This is a genomic window from Variovorax sp. FG153, from assembly GCF_057809595.1.
This window is the reverse complement of sequence record NZ_JBMDKG010000063.1, coordinates 33,648-50,518: the sequence shown is the minus strand read 5'-3', so window position 1 is coordinate 50,518 and position 16,871 is coordinate 33,648. Positions and strand designations below refer to the sequence as shown.

At 70.0% G+C, this 16,871-nt stretch carries 15 protein-coding genes; 8 read left to right on the top strand and 7 right to left on the bottom strand.

What is annotated here, in order from left to right:
* Positions 1–88: 88 nt before the first annotated feature.
* Positions 89–1,156 carry a tRNA epoxyqueuosine(34) reductase QueG gene (gene queG / locus ACODT0_RS38440; protein WP_422098193.1) on the bottom strand — a complete coding sequence of 356 codons (1,068 nt, stop codon included), beginning with the start codon at positions 1,154–1,156 and terminating at the stop codon, positions 89–91.
* Between queG and tsaE the strand changes: the two genes are divergently transcribed.
* From tsaE to ACODT0_RS38425, 3 genes are all read left to right on the top strand, one after another.
* Positions 1,142–1,630, top strand: coding sequence for a tRNA (adenosine(37)-N6)-threonylcarbamoyltransferase complex ATPase subunit type 1 TsaE (gene tsaE / locus ACODT0_RS38435; protein WP_057597919.1), 489 nt, complete (start codon positions 1,142–1,144; stop codon positions 1,628–1,630). The two genes, queG and tsaE, sit on opposite strands and share 15 nt — an antisense overlap.
* Complete coding sequence (locus ACODT0_RS38430) at positions 1,627–3,213, top strand: N-acetylmuramoyl-L-alanine amidase (RefSeq protein WP_296739856.1); 1,587 nt, start codon at positions 1,627–1,629, stop codon at positions 3,211–3,213. Before tsaE ends, ACODT0_RS38430 begins: the two co-directional genes overlap by 4 nt.
* Positions 3,214–3,393: 180 nt before the next feature.
* Positions 3,394–3,678, top strand: coding sequence for a YMGG-like glycine zipper-containing protein (locus tag ACODT0_RS38425; RefSeq protein WP_057597702.1), 285 nt, complete (start codon positions 3,394–3,396; stop codon positions 3,676–3,678).
* Positions 3,679–3,758: 80 nt separating this feature from the next.
* Here the strand turns inward: ACODT0_RS38425 and ACODT0_RS38420 are convergent, their stop codons facing one another.
* Positions 3,759–4,421 (bottom strand): DedA family protein, encoded by a 663-nt coding sequence (locus tag ACODT0_RS38420; protein ID WP_057597698.1) that lies wholly within the window; start codon positions 4,419–4,421, stop codon positions 3,759–3,761.
* Between the two features lie 46 nt (positions 4,422–4,467).
* Here ACODT0_RS38420 and ACODT0_RS38415 point away from each other — a divergent pair, with 46 nt between their 5' ends.
* The 3 genes from ACODT0_RS38415 (at position 4,468) to ACODT0_RS38405 (ending at position 7,193) form a co-directional block, all read left to right on the top strand.
* On the top strand, positions 4,468–4,965 hold the full coding sequence (locus tag ACODT0_RS38415; RefSeq protein ID WP_489043698.1) for a GNAT family N-acetyltransferase: 498 nt from the start codon (positions 4,468–4,470) through the stop codon (positions 4,963–4,965).
* A gap of 61 nt (positions 4,966–5,026) precedes the next feature.
* Positions 5,027–6,241: a dienelactone hydrolase family protein gene (locus ACODT0_RS38410; RefSeq protein WP_489043697.1), complete on the top strand. Its 1,215-nt coding sequence runs from the start codon at positions 5,027–5,029 to the stop codon at positions 6,239–6,241.
* Positions 6,242–6,254: 13 nt separating this feature from the next.
* Positions 6,255–7,193 (top strand): LysR family transcriptional regulator, encoded by a 939-nt coding sequence (locus ACODT0_RS38405; protein ID WP_422096529.1) that lies wholly within the window; start codon positions 6,255–6,257, stop codon positions 7,191–7,193.
* 7 nt (positions 7,194–7,200) lie between these two features.
* Here the strand turns inward: ACODT0_RS38405 and ACODT0_RS38400 are convergent, their stop codons facing one another.
* Both ACODT0_RS38400 and ACODT0_RS38395 read right to left on the bottom strand, forming a co-directional pair.
* Positions 7,201–8,553 carry an MFS transporter gene (locus ACODT0_RS38400; protein ID WP_489043696.1) on the bottom strand — a complete coding sequence of 451 codons (1,353 nt, stop codon included), beginning with the start codon at positions 8,551–8,553 and terminating at the stop codon, positions 7,201–7,203.
* 38 nt (positions 8,554–8,591) lie between these two features.
* The gene (locus ACODT0_RS38395; RefSeq protein WP_489043695.1) at positions 8,592–10,379 is read right to left on the bottom strand and encodes an IlvD/Edd family dehydratase; all 1,788 of its coding nucleotides are present in this window, start codon (positions 10,377–10,379) and stop codon (positions 8,592–8,594) included.
* Positions 10,380–10,538: 159 nt separating this feature from the next.
* Here ACODT0_RS38395 and mutL point away from each other — a divergent pair, with 159 nt between their 5' ends.
* Entirely contained in the window at positions 10,539–12,467 is a 1,929-nt protein-coding gene (mutL, locus tag ACODT0_RS38390; protein WP_479670309.1) for a DNA mismatch repair endonuclease MutL, read from the top strand.
* A 226-nt stretch (positions 12,468–12,693) separates the two neighbouring features.
* Positions 12,694–13,662 (top strand): alpha/beta hydrolase, encoded by a 969-nt coding sequence (locus ACODT0_RS38385; RefSeq protein WP_057596858.1) that lies wholly within the window; start codon positions 12,694–12,696, stop codon positions 13,660–13,662.
* A gap of 4 nt (positions 13,663–13,666) precedes the next feature.
* Here ACODT0_RS38385 and ACODT0_RS38380 read toward each other — a convergent pair whose 3' ends face one another.
* The 3 genes from ACODT0_RS38380 to ACODT0_RS38370 are packed head-to-tail and all read right to left on the bottom strand — an operon-like array spanning position 13,667 to position 16,776.
* Positions 13,667–15,913 carry a xanthine dehydrogenase family protein molybdopterin-binding subunit gene (locus ACODT0_RS38380; protein ID WP_489043694.1) on the bottom strand — a complete coding sequence of 749 codons (2,247 nt, stop codon included), beginning with the start codon at positions 15,911–15,913 and terminating at the stop codon, positions 13,667–13,669.
* 10 nt (positions 15,914–15,923) lie between these two features.
* Positions 15,924–16,397: a (2Fe-2S)-binding protein gene (locus ACODT0_RS38375; RefSeq protein ID WP_057596845.1), complete on the bottom strand. Its 474-nt coding sequence runs from the start codon at positions 16,395–16,397 to the stop codon at positions 15,924–15,926.
* A gap of 37 nt (positions 16,398–16,434) precedes the next feature.
* Positions 16,435–16,776 carry a c-type cytochrome gene (locus ACODT0_RS38370; RefSeq protein WP_296739882.1) on the bottom strand — a complete coding sequence of 114 codons (342 nt, stop codon included), beginning with the start codon at positions 16,774–16,776 and terminating at the stop codon, positions 16,435–16,437.
* Between the last annotated feature and the right edge of the window lie 95 nt (positions 16,777–16,871).

Here is a 16,871-nt window from a genome sequence, read left to right as displayed (position 1 = left end):
TTTGGTTACTTTCTTTTGGCGAGACAAAAGAAAGTGACTCGCCCGCCGGGGCGAATTCCCGGCCGACAGCCTCAGCAAAAGCAACAAGCTAGGAAGAAGCCCCCAAAGCCCACTCCACATGCTCCCGAACCAAGGCACTGGAACCATCCTTGCGAGAAACCAGAGCATCACGAGCCCCCTCTTCACCAGCCCGCATCGCATTCCCCAGCGCAACAGCAATGTTCCGCAACCACCGCTCATGCCCAATCCGCCGAATAGGACTCCCCTCCGTCCTCCGCAAGAACTCCTCCTCGGTCCAGGCAAACAACTCGGCCAAGGTACGCCCCGTCAACCCGTCCCTCGCATCGAAGTCCACCAACGAACTCTTCTTCGCGAACTTGTTCCACGGACAGATCAGCTGGCAGTCGTCGCAGCCATAGATCCGGTTCCCCATCAGCGTCCGCAGCTCCACCGGAATCGCCCCCCCATGCTCGATCGTGAGGTACGAGATGCACCGCCGCGCATCGAGCCGCCGCGGCGCCACGATCGCCCGCGTCGGGCACACGTCGATGCAGGCGCTGCAGCTGCCGCAGTGCGAGCTCACCGGCTCGCTCTCGGGCAGCACCATGTCGACGTAGATCTCGCCGAGGAAAAACATCGAGCCCGCGTCGCGATCGAGCACCAGCGTGTGCTTGCCGCGCCAGCCCTGCCCGCTGCGCGAGGCCAGTTCGGCCTCGAGCACCGGCGCCGAATCGGTGAAGGCCCGATGCCCGAAGGGCCCGACCTCCTGCGCGATGCGCTCGGCCAGCTTCGCGAGCCGGTTGCGCAACACCTTGTGATAGTCGCGACCGCGCGCATACACCGAGACGATCGCCTCGCCGGGCCGGCGCAAGCGGTCGAACTCGACCGCCTGCCAGTCGGCCGGCGTGTCGCGCGGCAGGTAGTCCATGCGCGCGGTGATCACGCTCACCGTGCCGGGCACCAGCTCGGCGGGCCGCGCGCGGCGCGTGCCGTGCGCGGCCATGTAATCCATCTCGCCATGGAACCCATGGGCCAGCCATTGCATCAGACCGTCCTCGGCGCTCGACAGATCGACGCCCGCGATTCCGATTTGGGAGAATCCGAGTTCCCGGGCCAAGGCCTGAATACGCACAACGAGTGGATGGCTGCTGACGATCACTTGCCGATTGTAGAAATGCGCTGGCGCGACGAGGCCGATACCGAGGCCTTCGCCCGTTCGCTCGCGGCCTCCCCCGCCCTGCGCGATGCCTTCGTCGAACTGCACGGCGACCTCGGGGCCGGCAAGACCACCTTCGTGCGGCACCTGCTGCGCGCGCTCGGCATCACGGGGCGCATCAAGAGCCCGACCTACGCGGTGGTCGAGCCGCACGAGGCACCCGACGGGCTCGCGATCTTCCACTTCGACTTCTACCGTTTCAGCGATCCGCGCGAATGGGAGGACGCGGGCTTCCGCGACATCTTCGCGGGCCCGGGCCTCAAGCTGGCGGAATGGCCCGAAAACGCGGCGGGGCGCACTCCAATTGCGGACCTAGCTATTAAAATCGAAGCAATGACCGACGACACACGCAGCGTGACACTCCTGGCGAACACACCTCGCGGCGGCGACCTGCTGTCCCACGCCGCCGCATGAAGGCGGGCGGCCTCAAGCGGCGCGTGCTGCTGCAGGGCGGCAGCCTCGCGCTGGTGCTCGGCGTCCATCAGATCGCGCGCGGCGCCAGCATCCTCGCGGTGCGCGTCTGGCCCGCGGCCGACTACACGCGCGTGACCATCGAGTCCGACGTGCGCCTGCATTCGCAGCAGCTGGTGGTGGGCAACCCGCCACGGCTCGCGGTCGACATCGAGGGCATCGACCTCAGCAGCGAATTGCGCGAGCTGGTCGGCAAGATCAAGCCCGGCGACCCCTACATCAACGGCCTGCGCGTGGGACAGAACGCACCGAAGGTGGTGCGCATCGTGTTCGACCTCAAGCAGACCGTGGCGCCGCAGGTGTTCTCGCTCGCGCCCATCGCCGCCTACAAGCACCGGCTGGTGCTCGACCTCTATCCCGAGAAGGCCATCGACCCGATGGAGGCGCTGATCACCGAGCGCCTGCGCGACGCCCCGCGCACCAGCGGCGGCAACGACACCTCGGTGGCCAGCGCGCCCGCGGTGCCGCCGCCCGCGACGCCGCCCTCGGGCCTGGCACCCGACGGCGGACCGCCGATCCTGGTGCGGCCCTCGCCCAACGTGCCGGCGCCGCGCCCCGTGCCCACGCCCGTCGCGCCACCCGCGCGCCCGCCCGCGGTGGCGACCGCGCCGGCGCCCGATCCGCTGGGCGAGCTGATGGCGCAGCAGTCGATGCGGCCCGGCCCCGCGACGCCGCCACCGGTCGTCGCCGAGAGCCGCCCGCTGCCGATGCCGCCGAGCCCGCCCGCGGCCGCGCCCCGGCCCGTGGCTCCGCCGCCGCCGGTGGCGGTCGCGCGCGGCGGCGCCACCGCCAATCGCACCGACCGCATCATCATCGTCGCGCTCGACCCGGGCCACGGCGGCGAGGACCCCGGCGCCATCGGCCCGGCCGGCACACGCGAAAAGGACATCGTGCTGCAGGTCGCGTTCCGCCTGCGCGACCGCATCAACGCCAGCAGCATCAACGGCAACCCGATGCGCGCCTTCCTCACGCGCGATGCCGACTTCTTCGTGCCGCTGGGCGTGCGCGTGCAGAAGGCGCGGCGCGTGCAGGCCGACCTGTTCGTGAGCATCCATGCCGACGCCTTCACCACACCGGCCGCGCGCGGCGCCAGCGTGTTCGCGCTGAGCCAGAGCGGCGCCTCGAGCAGCGCCGCGCGCTGGCTCGCCAACAAGGAGAACGACGCCGACAAGGTCGGCGGCGTGAACGTCGGCAACCACGAGGCGCAGGTGCAGCGCGCGCTGCTCGACATGAGCACCACCGCGCAGATCAACGACAGCCTCAAGCTCGGCGGCGCGATGCTCGGCGAGATCAAGGGCATCGGCGCGCGGCTGCACAAGGGCCAGGTCGAGCAGGCCGGCTTCGCGGTGCTGAAGGCGCCCGACATCCCGAGCGTGCTGGTCGAGACCGCCTTCATCAGCAATCCCGAGGAAGAAGCCAACCTGCGCCGCGTGCAGTACCAGGAAGACCTGGCCGACGCGCTGATGCGCGGCATCCAGCGCTATTTCGCGCAGAACCCGCCGCTGGCACGCAGCCGGCAGCTCTGAGCGGTCCTCGGGCCCTGTTTTCAGAGGGCGGCGTGGGCAGCGCCGACCCCGCGCAGGCTCCCCTTCCCACGCTGCGGCCCGGCGCCCCGCACAGGCAGGCGCGGCCGGCTCCTACACGGCGTGGAACACCGTTTTGCAGAAGATCACTCCATCGATTTTTTAAACAGAAAGGTGGACATCATGAAAGCACGCATCTGGATTGCCGCTGCGGCGGCCACCTCCGTGATGGCGCTCGCAGGCTGCGCGTCGGGCCCGAACCAGAACCTGGGCACGGGCGTGGGCGCGGTCGGCGGCGCGCTGGTCGGCAATGCGATCGGCGGCAACACCGCCAGCACCGTGGGTGGTGCCGCCATCGGCGGCATCATCGGCAACCAGGTCGGCCGCAATGCCGACGAACGCAACTACTACAACCAGCAGCGTTATCCGCAGGGCAACTACTACCCGCGCAACGGCCCGAACTACTGACCGTCCGGGTGCCTGGCACCCATGCCGCACCAACGAAAAGAGCGCCCCGCGGGGCGCTCTTTTTTCGTGGGCGAGCGGCCTCAGGCGCCCTGCTGCGCGCGCGCCTTCTCGGCCCGCGAGGCACGCCAGGCGCCGAAGATCGCGAGCAGGCCCGGCACGAAGATCAGCGCCCAGATGATCTTGTCGAGGTGTTCGCGCACCAGCGGCAGGTTGCCGAAGAAATAGCCCGCGGTCGCGATGCCCAGCACCCACAACAGCGCGCCGCCGACGTTGAACATGCTGAACTTGGCGCGGTTCATCTCGGCCACGCCGGCCACGAAGGGCGCGAAGGTGCGGATGAAGGGCATGAAGCGCGCCAGCACGATGGTGATGCCGCCGTAGCGCTCGTAGAAGGCATGCGCCTGGTCGAAGGCCTTGCGGTTGAAGAAGCGCGAACTCTCCCACTGGAACACCTTGGGCCCGAAATAGCGCCCGATGCTGTAGTTGCACTGGTCGCCGAGGATGGCCGCGATCACCAGCAAAGTGCAGGCGATCGGAAAGCTCATCAGCCCCACGCCGCACAGCGCGCCCACGATGAACAGCAGCGAGTCGCCCGGCAGGAAGGGCATCACCACCACCCCCGTCTCGACGAACACGATCAGGAACAGGAGCGCGTAGACCCAGGGGCCGTAGGCGATGACGAAGGCCTCGAGGTGCTTGTCGACATGCAGGATGAAGTCGACGAGAAAGCTGATGATTTCCATGGGGGCGGATTATCCTTGCAGCGTCCGCCCCCCGACCGAAGACCCCATGCTGCAACTGCGCCTCGCCGAACCCGCCGACTGGCCCGCGATCTGGTCGGTGCTCGAGCCCACCTTCCGCCGCGGCGACACCTACACCTTCGCGACCGACATTCCCGAGGACGAGGCGCGCTCGCTGTGGCTGAACCCGCGCCTGGCCACCTACGTGGCCTGCGATGCGCAGGGCGCGGTGCTCGGCACTTACGTGCTCAAGGCCAACCAGCCGGGCCAGGGCGCGCACGTGGCCAACTGCGGCTACGTGGTGTCCGACGCGGCGCGCGGCCTGGGCGTCGCCTCGGCGATGTGCGAGCACTCGCAGCGCGAGGCCATCGCGCGCGGCTTCCTCGCGATGCAGTTCAACTTCGTGGTCTCGGCCAACGCGCCCGCGGTCCATCTCTGGCAGAAGCTGGGCTTCGCCATCGTCGGCACGCTGCCCGGTGCCTTCCGGCATCCGCGGCAGGGCTTCGTCGACGCCTTCGTCATGTACAAGCAGTTGCAGCCGGCCTGAGCCTTCGGGCTCGGGCGCGCGCCATGCAGCGTCACTCACCCACCCCACCTTGGAGACACCGATGACAGGTCAATACATCCAGCTCGCCGCCAAAGACGGCAGCGGCAGCTTCCGCGGCTATCTCGCCGTGCCGGCCTCGGGCCACGGGCCCGGCCTGGTGATCGCGCAGGAGATCTTCGGCGTGAACAAGACCATGCGCGACGTGGCCGACTACTACGCCGAGGAGGGCTACGTGGCGCTGGTGCCCGACCTGTTCTGGCGCCAGCAGTCCGACGTGGAGCTGGGCTACAGCGAGGCCGACTGGCAGCAGGCCTTCGAGTTCTACGGCGGCTTCGACGAGGCCAAGGGCATGGAGGACATCCAGGCCGCGCTCGACGTGCTGCGCGACCGGCCCGAGGTGGTCGAGCGCCAGGCCGGCGTGCTGGGCTTCTGCCTCGGCGGCAAGCTGGCCTACCTCGCGGCCTGCCGCACCGATGCCGACGTGTCGGTGGGCTACTACGGCGTGGGCATCGACGCGGCGCTCGAGGAAGCGAAGAACATCCGCAAGCCACTGCTGCTCCATGTGGCCGAGCTCGACAAGTTCTGCCCGCCCGAGGCGCGCGAGCGCATCGTGCAGGCGCTCAAGGGCCATCCGAAGGTGGCGCTGCACGTCTATCCGGGCGTCGACCACGCCTTCGCGCGCGCGGGCGGCGACCACTTCCACAAGCCCTCGGCGCTGATGGCGCACGAGCGCAGCATCGCCGCGCTCAAGGCCGCGATCGGTCCGCACTACGACCTCTCGGCGCTGTGGGACAAGCACTGCGAGTACGAGTTCGGCACGCGCAACGTCGACGACACCATGTCGACCATGGTGGCCGAGCCCTACGTCAACCACATCCCGACCATGACCGGCGGCGTGGGCTACAGGGACCTGCATGCCTTCTACACGAACCACTTCGTCAACAGCAACCCGCCCGACACCGCGCTGACCTCGATCTCGCGCACGGTCGGCGCGACGCAGGTGGTCGACGAGCTGCTGTTCTCGTTCACCCACACCACCGAGATCCCGTGGATGCTGCCGGGCGTGGCGCCCACGGGCCGGCGCGTCGAGATGCCGCTGCTCGCGGTCATCAAGTTCCGCGGCGACAAGCTCTATCACGAGCACATCTACTGGGACCAGGCCAGCGTGCTGGTGCAGGTGGGCCTGCTCGACCCGAAGCTGCTGCCGGTGGCCGGCATCGAGACGGCGCGCAAGCTGCTCGACGAGACGCTGCCCTCGAACACGCTGATGCCCTGAACATGCGCGCCGCATGAAGAAGATCGACCCGCGGCTGCTGCAGGCCTTCGTGGCCGTCGCGCGCGAGGGATCGGTGTCCAAAGGCGCGCAGCGCCTCTTCCTCACGCAGCCGGCGGTCAGCCTGCAACTCAAGGAGCTCGGCGCGCTGGTCGAGCTCGAGCTGTTCCAGCGCACGCCCACCGGCCTGCTGCTGACGCGCGACGGCGCGGCGCTGCTCAACCACGCGGAACACGCGCTCGAAGGCCTCAACGATTTCGCGATCGCCGCCGAGCGCATGAAGGGCGGCGTGCGCGGCGCGCTGCGCATCGGCACCATCCTCGACCCCGAGTTCACGCGCCTGAGCGGCCTGCTCAAGGAGCTGGTGACGCTGGCGCCCGAGCTCGAGACCGAGCTGCACCACGGCACCAGCGGCGAGGTGCTCGCGAAGCTGCTGAACAAGGAGGTCGACGTCGGCTTCTACCTCGGCGATCCCGAAGCGAGCGACCTGCCGCAGGCCAGCTCGGCCTCGCGCCGCAGCGAGGGCAAGGCCTTCCATTCGACGGTGCTCACGCGCTTCAGCTACCAGGTGATCGGCCCGCCGGGCTGGGGGCCGCAGGTGATGGGCCGCGACTGGCCCGACCTGAGCTGCCTGCCCTGGGTGCTGGCGCCGGCGACTTCCTCGCATTCGCGGCTGCTGGCGCCGGTGCTGCAGGCGCGCGGGCTGGTGCTGAAGAAGGCGGCGCAGGCCGACCAGGAGTCGTCGATGCTCGCGCTGGTGCGCGCGGGCGTGGGCATCTCGCTGGCGCGCGACGCGGTGGCGCTGCGCGCCAGCCAGCGCGACGGGCTGGTGATCGCCGACCAGGTCGGCATCGAGAGCGACCTGCGCTTCGTCTGCCTCGCGGGCGCGCTGCGGCGCCCCGAGGTCGACTGCGCGATGCAGGCGCTCGCGCGCGCCTGGCGGCTGTCGCTCTGAGCCGGCCTCAGGCGCGCGGCAGCGCCGAGCCTTCGAGCGCCGTGCCGGGCCGCGAGGCCTCGCGCGGCACGGCGATCACCGTGCGCCAGCCCCTGGGCATCAGCGCCAGCATCAGGGCCGCGAGCAGCGCCGCGCCGCCCAGCGTGTAGAGGCCCGCGGCCGAACCGCCATGGTTCTGCTCGACATAGGTGCGCAGGTTCGGCGCCACGAAGCCGCCGAGATTGCCGATGGAATTCACCAGCGCGATGCCGGTGGCGATGCCCAGGCCCGAGAGGCGCTCCGACAGGAAGGCATAGAAGATCGGCGTGCCCGACAGGTAGGTCGAAGCGCCGATCGACAAGGCCGCGATCGCGAAGATCGGCGAACCGTGTGCCGACAGGCACACGCACACGCCGAACACCGTGTAGAGCGAGGCCACCGTGAGGCGCCGCCGCTCGTGGTGCCGGTCCGACCAGCGCGTGACGAAGTAGACGACGAACAGCGCCAGCAGCCACGGGATGCTGGTCACGAAGCCCACCATCAGCCCGATCTTCTGGCCGAGGATCTGCGACACCTGGCTCGGCAGGTAGAAGATCAGGCCGTAGGCCGCGATCTGCACGATGAAGAAGTTCAGCGCGAAGAACATCACCTTCGGGTTGCGCAAGGTCTGCATCACGGTCTGCGGGCTGCCGGCCGCCTTCTGCGCCGCCTCCTGGTCGAGCACGGCCTGCAGCGCGTCCTGCTCCGCGCTCGCGAGCCACTTCGCGGCATGCGGCCGGTCGACGATCACGAAGAAGGCCCAGATGCCGACCACCACCGCCATCGCGCCCTCGATCAGGAACATCCACTCCCAGCCCTTGAGTCCGCCGATGCCGTGCATCTCGAGCAGCGCGCCCGAGACTGGCCCGCCGATCACCAGCGCGCCCGCGAAGCCGAACAGCAGGATGCCGTTGGCCTGCGCCCGCACCCTGGCCGGGAACCAGTAGGTCAGCGTGAGCAGCACGCCCGGGTAGAAGCCGGCCTCGGCGATGCCGAGCAGGAAGCGCAGCAGGTAGAACGAGGTCTCGGTGGTCGCGAACATCATGGCCGAGGCCACCAGGCCCCAGCTCACCATGATCCGGCTGAGCCAGATGCGCGGACCGATGCGCGTCATGATCACGTTGCTCGGCACCTCGAAGAGGGCGTAGCTCACGAAGAAGATGCCGGCGCCGAGCGCGAAGGCGCCGTCGCTGAGGCCGGTGTCGATCTGCAGCGCGTTCTTCGCGAAGCCGACGTTGACGCGGTCGAGGATCGACATGATGTACATGAGGATCAGCATCGGCAGCAGGCGCCAGCGCGCCTTGTGGACGGCCGCGCCGACCAGGGGGCTGTAGGGATTCATCGTCGTCTCCTTGGTTCTTCTGATGAGGCTTGTTCGGGCTAGTGGTTGCGGCGCGGAATCCCCGCGGTCTGCGCCACGCGCTGGTACTTGACGGCCGGCTTGAGCACCATGCCCTCGGACAGCGTGTCGACCATCGCGCGCTGGATCTCCTGCCACGGCGTCTGGCTCGCGGGGATCGGGTAGCCGCCCGCGGCCTCGAGCTGGCGCGCGCGGGAGCGCAGTTCTTCTTCGTCCACCAGCATGTCGACGCGGCGCGCCTTCAGGTCCACGCGCACGCGGTCGCCGGTGCGCAGCAGCGCCAGGCCCGCGCCCGCCGCGGCCTCGGGCGAGGCATTGAGGATCGAGGGCGAGCCCGAGGTGCCCGACTGCCGGCCGTCGCCGATGCAGGGCAGCGCCGAGACGCCGCTCTTCAGGAGGTGCGCGGGCGCGCGCATGTTCACCACCTCCGACGAGCCCGGATGCCCGATCGGCCCCACGCCGCGCATGAACAGGATGCAGGAGGCGTCGATGTCGAGCGCCGGGTCCTCGATGCGGCGCTCGTAGTCCTCGGGGCCGTCGAACACGATGGCGCGGCCGACGAAGGCGTCGGGGTCGCCGGGCGCGCTCAGGTAGCGTGCCCTGAACTCGTCCGAGATCACGCTGGTCTTCATGATCGCGCTGTCGAACAGGTTGCCCGACATCACGAGGAAGCCGGCGTTCTGTCGCAGCGGCGCCTCGAAGGGGCGGATCACGTCGGCGTCCTTCACCGGCGCCTGCGCGCAGTTCTGCGCCAGCGTGCGGCCCGTGACCGTGAGCGCGCCCTCGCGGATCAGCCCGTGGCGATGCAGCTCGGCCACCACGGCCGGCACGCCGCCGGCGCGGTAGAACTCCTCGCCCAGGTACTTGCCGGCCGGCTGCATGTCGAGCAGCAGCGGCACCTCGAGCCCCACGCTCTCCCAGTCCTGGATGGCCAGGTCCACGCCCGCGTGCTTGGCGATCGCGATCAGGTGGATCGGCGCATTGGTCGAGCCGCCGATCGCCGAGTTGACGACGATCGCGTTCTCGACGGCCGCGCGCGTGAGGATATCCGAGGGCTTGAGGTCCTCGCGCACCATCTGCACGATGCGCCGCCCGGTCTCGTAGGCCATCTGCCCACGCTCGCGGTACGGCGCCGGAATCGCGGCGCAGCCCGGCAGGCTCATGCCCAGCGCCTCGGCCAGCGCATTCATGGTCGAGGCCGTGCCCATCACGTTGCAGTGGCCGATCGAGGGCACGGTGGAGCCGACCAGGTCGATGTAGCCCGGGAAATCGATGCTGCCCTTGGCGAACAGCTCGCGCGCCTTGAACAGCGTGGTGCCGGTGCCGGTGCGCTGCCCGTCGTGCCAGCCGTTGAGCATCGGCCCGCCCGACAGCACGATGGCCGGGATGTTCGCGGTGGCCGCGGCCATCAGCGCGGCCGGGGTGGTCTTGTCGCAGCCGGTGGTGAGCACCACGCCGTCGATCGGGTAGCCGGTCAGCGTCTCGACCAGGCCCAGGTAGGCCAGGTTGCGGTCGAGCGCGGCCGTGGGCCGGCGGCCGTTCTCCTGGATCGGGTGCATCGGGAATTCCATCGCGATGCCGCCTATCTCGCGGATGCCGTCGCGCACGCGCTGCGCGAGCTCGCGGTGGTGGCGGTTGCACGGCGTCAGGTCGGAGCCGCTCTGCGCGATCGCGATGATGGGGCGGCCGGACTGCAGCTCCTCGCGCGTCAGGCCGTAGTTGAGGTACCAGGCCAAGTGGAGGACCGAGAGTTCGCTGTGCTCGGGGTTGTCGAACCAGGCGGCGGAACGGAGGGGGCGGGTGGTCATTGGGGTCTTTCTCGAAGGGCGTTCTCGTGGAGCGGCCGCAGCTTAGGGAGAGCGCCGCGCGAGCGCCAATGAGATCGGTTGCGAGGCCGTATAAGCGCTGCAAATACAGCCGATGCGCCGCCCGGGAGGCCGGTCCGGGCCAGCTTCTAGAATGGTTCGGTGAGCGCCCTTCCCACCTCCTCCCTCCCCCCCGCCGAACGCCGCCCGATCCGCGAACTCCCCGACGAGCTGATCAGCCAGATCGCCGCGGGCGAGGTGGTCGAGCGCCCGGCCTCGGTGGTGCGCGAGCTGCTCGACAACGCGCTCGACGCGGGCGCGACGCAGGTCACGGTGCGACTGGCGGCCGGCGGCGTGCGGCTGATCTCGATCGAGGACGACGGCCTGGGCATCCCGCGCGAGGAGCTCGTGGTGGCGCTGCGGCGCCATGCCACCAGCAAGATCGCGAGCCTCAACGACCTCGAGACGGTCGGCACCATGGGCTTTCGCGGCGAGGCGCTGGCCGCCATCAACGCGATCGCCGAGCTGAGCCTGCAGTCGCGCGCGGTGGGTGCCGACGGCGCCTGGTCGCTCGACGGCCGCACGGGCGAACTGCGCCCGGTGGCGCGTTCGCGCGGCACCACGGTCGAGGTGCGCGAGCTGTTCTTCGCGACCCCGGCGCGGCGCAAGTTCCTCAAGACCGATGCCACCGAGCTCGCCCACTGCATCGAGGCGGTGCGCCGCCATGCGCTGGCGCGGCCCGACGTGGGCTTCTCGGTCTGGCACGACGGCAAGCTGGTCGAGCAATGGCGCGCCAGCGAGCAGCGCGAGCAACGCCTGGGCGATGCGCTCAGCGAGGATTTCGTGGCGCAGAGCGTCGTCGTCGAGCATGTGGGCGGACCGGTGCGCGTGGTCGGCCGCGCCGGCATCCCCGATGCGGCGCGCTCGCGCGCCGACCACCAGTTCTTCTACGTCAACGGCCGTTTCGTGCGCGACAAGGTGCTGTCGCACGCGGTGCGCAGCGCCTACGAGGACGTGCTGCACGGCCAGCGCCAGCCGGTCTACGTGCTCTACCTCGAGATCGACCCCGCGCGCGTCGACGTGAACGTGCACCCGACCAAGATCGAGGTGCGCTTCCGCGACGGCCGCGAGGTGCACCAGGCGGTGCGCCACGCGGTCGAGAACGCGCTGGCCGCGCCGCGCGCCGGCGACGCCACGCAGGCGGCCCAGGCGCAGCAGCCCTTCTTCAAGCCGGTGTCGCCGGTCACGACCGGCTCGTGGTCGCAACCGGCCATCAACTTCAGGGCCGCCGAACGCGGCGCCGGCGATTTCGAGGCCATGTGGCCGCGGCGCGCCAGCGAGACCCTGCTGGCGCCCGAGTCGGCCTCGGCCCACTGGCCCGTGCTGTCCGATTCCGGCGTCGGCGCGGCGCCCGCCGCCGCCTTCGGCACCCAGGCCCCGGCCGCGCCCTTCCAGGCCCCCGCGGGCCTGGCGGCCGAGCCCCAGTCGCTGGCCCACAACGACGAGGCCTGGCCGCTGGGCCGCGCGCTGGCGCAGTTGCAGGGCATCTACATCCTGGCCGAGAACAGCCAGGGCCTGATCGTGGTCGACATGCACGCGGCCCACGAGCGCATCGTCTACGAGCGCCTGAAGACCCAGCTCGACGGCGCCGCCATCTCGAGCCAGCCGTTGCTGATCCCAGCCACCTTCGCCGCCACGCCGCAGGAAGTGGCCACGGCCGAGGCCTGCACCGCCGTGCTCGCCACCCTGGGCCTGGAGATCACGCCCTTCTCGCCGCGCACCCTGGCGGTGCGCGCGGTGCCCGGCACGCTGGCCGACGGCGACCCGGTCGAGCTGGCGCGCAGCGTGCTGGCCGAGCTGTCGCAGCACGATGCGAGCACCGTGGTGCAGCGGGCCCAGAACGAATTGCTGTCGACCATGGCCTGCCACGGCGCGGTGCGCGCCAACCGCAAGCTCACGCTCGACGAAATGAACGCCTTGTTACGCCAGATGGAGGCGACCGAGCGTTCGGACCAGTGCAACCACGGCCGCCCGACCTGGCGCCAGCTCTCGATCCGCGAGCTCGACGCCCTGTTCATGCGCGGGCGCTGAGCCGAATCCGCACCAAAAGCCGTCCCAAAAGCCGCCAATTGGCGGCTTTTTGAGGGTTTTTCCGGGTTTGGGGCCGTCATCCGCATGGCGGGCACGCACGTTGCATGGTGAGTTCGCCAAAGACGCCACAAGGCGCTGGTCAGGGAGGTGTCGAAACGCACGTCGGCGTGTTTCGGCAGCAGGCAGATGAACTTTTTCGCCGGCATCGCTGTCCCTCACTCCCATGATGAAACGCTGGACCCTCCTCGCGTCAGTCCTTTCGCTTTGCGCCATTCTTGCCGCCGGCTGCTCGACCTTCGACGAGCAGCAGCGCGAATGGATCTTCCAGCCCAGCGACCGCAGCTGGGGCAACACCGCCACCATGGCCCAGGGCATGCAGGACGTGTGGATCGACTTCCAGTCCTCCATCACGGGCGAGCCCGCGCGCCTGCACGGCCTGTGGCTCGGCGGCGAGCCCGAGACCACCGAGACCCCGGTGCTGCTGTACCTGCACGGCGCGCGCTACAACGTGGCGGGCTCGGCCCCGCGCATCCAGCGCATGCACGAACTCGGTTTCTCGGTGCTGGCCATCGACTACCGCGGCTTCGGCAAGAGCTCCAAGGGACTGCCCTCGGAAGAGTCGGCGCGCGAGGATGCCCGCGCCGCCTGGACCTGGCTGGCCGCGCGCCATCCGCGCCAGCACCGCTACATCTTCGGCCACTCGCTGGGCGGCGCCATCGGCATCGACCTGGCGGCGCGCGTGAACGACGAGAGCGGCACCATCGTCGAGAGCACCTTCACCTCGATCGCCGACGTGGTCGGCAGCTTCAAGTGGGGCTGGCTGCCCTTCCGTCCCTTCATCACCCAGCGCTTCGAGGCGATCGACAAGGTCAAGGACATCGGCGCGCCGCTGCTGGTGGTGCACGGCACCGCCGACAGCCTGATCAACCCGACCCTGGGCCGCAAGCTCTACGACGCGGCCACCGTGCCCAAGCTGTTCGTGCTGGTGGAAGGCGGCTCGCACCACAACACCAACTCGGTCGGCGAGGCCCAGTACCGCGCGGCGCTCACGCAGCTGTTCCGCATGAAGCCCGACAACATGGTGGCACGCAACCAGCCCAAGCTGTCGCCGCCCTCGCCGGCGCTGCCGCCCGCGGTGTCGCCGCAGGACGTGCGCGGCCAGGCGCGCGAGAACAGCGCGCCCGCCGCGATCTAGGACCTCAGACCAGCTCGAACGGCAGCCGCCGCAGCGGCTTGCCCGTCAACTGCGCCACGGCATTGGCGAAAGCGGGCGCCAGCGGCGGCAGGCCCGGCTCCCCCATCCCCTTGGGCGCATCGGCGCTCGGCACGATGTGGATGTCGAACTCCGGCACCTGCGTGATGCGCGCCACCGTGAAGTCGCCGAAGTTGCCCTGCTGCACCACGCCGTCCTTCAAGGTGATCGCGCTGCCCGGGAGGCAGGTCGACAGCCCCATCACCGCCGCGCCCTGCACCTGCGCTTCCACGCTGCGCGGATTGACGGCCAGGTTGCACTGCACGCCGCTGGTCACGCGGTGCAACACCGGCTGGCCGTCCTTGACCGAGGCTTCCACCACGTAGGCCACCACCGATTCGAAGGACTCGTGCACCGCCACGCCCCAGGCGCGGCCGTCCGCGAGCTTCTTCTTGCCGTAGCCGCTCTTGTCGACGGCCAGCTGCAGCGCGGCGCGATGGCGCGGATGCTTGTCGCCGAACAGCTGCATGCGATAGGCCACCGGGTCCTGCTTGGTGCTGCGCGCGATCTCGTCGATCAGCGTCTCCATCACGAAGGCGGTGTGGGTCGAACCCACGCTGCGCCACCACAGCACCGGCACGTTGAGCTGCGGATGGTGCACCGTCAGGCGCATCGGCAGCGGATAGGGATCGCGCATGCCCTCGACCGCCGTGGCGTCGATGCCGTCCTTCACCATGGCGCCCGCGAACACCGTGCCCGCGGTGATGGACTGGCCCACGATGACATGGTCCCAGGCCAGGATGCGACCGCGCTCGTCGAAGCCGATGCGCGCGCGATGCAGGTGCATCGGCCGGTAGTAGCCGCCCTTGATGTCGTCCTCGCGGCTCCACAGCAGCCGCACCGGCACGTCGAGGCCGGCGGCGCGCGTGGCCTTGGCGATCTCGCAGGCCTCGACCACGAAGTCGCTGGTGCTCACGAAGCGGCGGCCGAAGCCGCCGCCCGCCATCTGCACGTTGACCTTCACCTGCGCGGGCTCGAGCTTCAGTGCGCGCGCCGCGGCGATGCCGTCGAGGTCGGCGGACTGGGTGCCGACCCACAGCTCGGCACGCCCGTCCGACAGCTTCACGGTGCAGTTCAGCGGCTCCATCGGCGCATGCGCCAGGTAGGGAAACACGAACTCGGCCTCGAGCTTGCGCGGCGCATTGGCCAGCGGCGCCATGTCGGCGTCGAACTTGCGGTTGCCGGGACGGCCGGCCAGTTCGCGATACTGGGCCAGCTGCTTGTCGGAGTCGACCTTCTCGACGGCGGCCGTGTCCCACTGCAGCTTGAGCGCGTCGCGGCCCAGCTTGGCGGGCCAGTAGCCGTCGGCCACCACGGCCACGCCCTCGGCGCCACGGTCCAACGGAATGCGCACGACCGCCTTCACGCCCTTGACGGCGCGCGCGGCGCTGTCGTCCACCGACGCCAGGCGGGCGCCGAACACCGGCGGATGGGCCACCACCGCCGTGAGCTGGCCCGGGTGCTTCACGTCGATGCCGAAGTCCTGCCGGCCGCTGCTCTTGGCGGCCGCGTCGAGGCGCTGGGTCGGGCGGCCGATGATGCGGAAGTCCTTCGGGTCCTTGAGCACCACCTTCTCGGGCACCGGCAGCGCCATCGCCGCCTCGGCCAGTTCGCCGTAGCTCGCCTTGCGCCCGCCCGGGCCGAGCACCGTGCCGGCCTGCGTGCGCAGGGTGGAGGCATCGACCTTCCAGCGCGCCGCCGCTGCCGACAGCAGCATGGCGCGGGCGCGGGCGCCGAGCTCGCGGTACTGCACGAAGCTGTTCTTGATGGTGTTCGAGCCGCCGGTCAGGTGCATGCCGAAGAAGGGGTCGGCATAGGCGGCGTCGTTGGTACCGCTGCGGCTGCGCACCAGGGCCCAGTCGGCGTCGAGCTCCTCGGCCAGGATCATCGGCAGGCCGGTCTGCACGCCCTGGCCGAACTCGAGCCGGTTGATGGTCACCATGACCTCGCCGTTGGGCGCGATCTGCACGAAGGCCAGCGGCTGTTGCGTCGGCTTGAGGCCGCCGGCCGCCGGGGCCGCGCCGCCGGCCTGCGCCAGGGCCAGGTGCGGGAAGGTGCCGAGCGCGAAGCCGCTCGCGCCGACGATCTTGAGGAAGCTGCGGCGCGGCAGCGCGGCGGGCTCGTCGGCCGCGGGGCGGGCCATCAGGCGCTGCAGCGAACGCGGCAGGTCGTGGTAGTCGATGTGGGGCAGCATGGCTTTTCCTTCAGGCGAGGTTGCGGGCTGCATCGGCCACGGCCGCGCGGATGCGCGCATAGGTGCCGCATCGACAGATGTTGCCGGCCATGGCCGAGTCGATCTCGTCGGCGCTGGGCTGCTTGCCCGCGGGCAGCGACTGCAGGAAGGCGGTCGCGCTCATGATCTGGCCGCTCTGGCAGTAGCCGCACTGCGCGACGTCGTGTCGCACCCAGGCGGCGTGCACGGCCGCGCCGACGCGGTCGCTGCCGTCGGTCATGCGTTCGATGGTGGTGATCTTCTTGCCGTCGGCGGCGGCGATCGGCGTGATGCACGAGCGGATCGCCTGGCCGTCGAGGTGCACGGTGCAGGCGCCGCACAGCGCGGCGCCGCAGCCGAACTTGGTGCCGGTCATGCCCAGCGTGTCGCGCAGGGCCCAGAGGATGGGCGTGCCGGGATCGGCATCGACCGTGTGGTCACGGCCATTGACGTGGAGCGCAGTCATTGCTTGTTTTCTCCGTGGGTGGATGGGGGAACGGGATTCACTTGGCGCCGTCGAGCAGCCATTGCGCGAGCGCCTGCAGGTCGGCATCGGGCACCTGGGCCTGCGGCGGCATCGGCATCGGGCCCCATTTGCCCGAGCTGCCGGCCTTGATGCTGGCCGCGAGCTGCGCGGCCGTGCCCTTGCCGTCGCCGTACTTCGCGCCGATGTCCTTCCAGGACGGGCCCACCACCTTGGTGGCGGGCTGGTGGCAGGCGACGCAGGCGTACTTCTGGGCCAGCGCGAGGCTGGCGTCGGCCTGGCGCGGCCACAGGGTGCCCACGCCGAGGCCCAGGGCCAGCGCGAGCGAGGCGGTGACGGAAGCGATCTTTTCTGTGTTCATCGTGGAAATCGTGGGGAAGGAGAGTTGCCTGATTCGACGGCGAGTGTGGGGCGTAGCCCGGCCGCGCGTTTGCCTGATTCGCTCGCGTTCTTGCC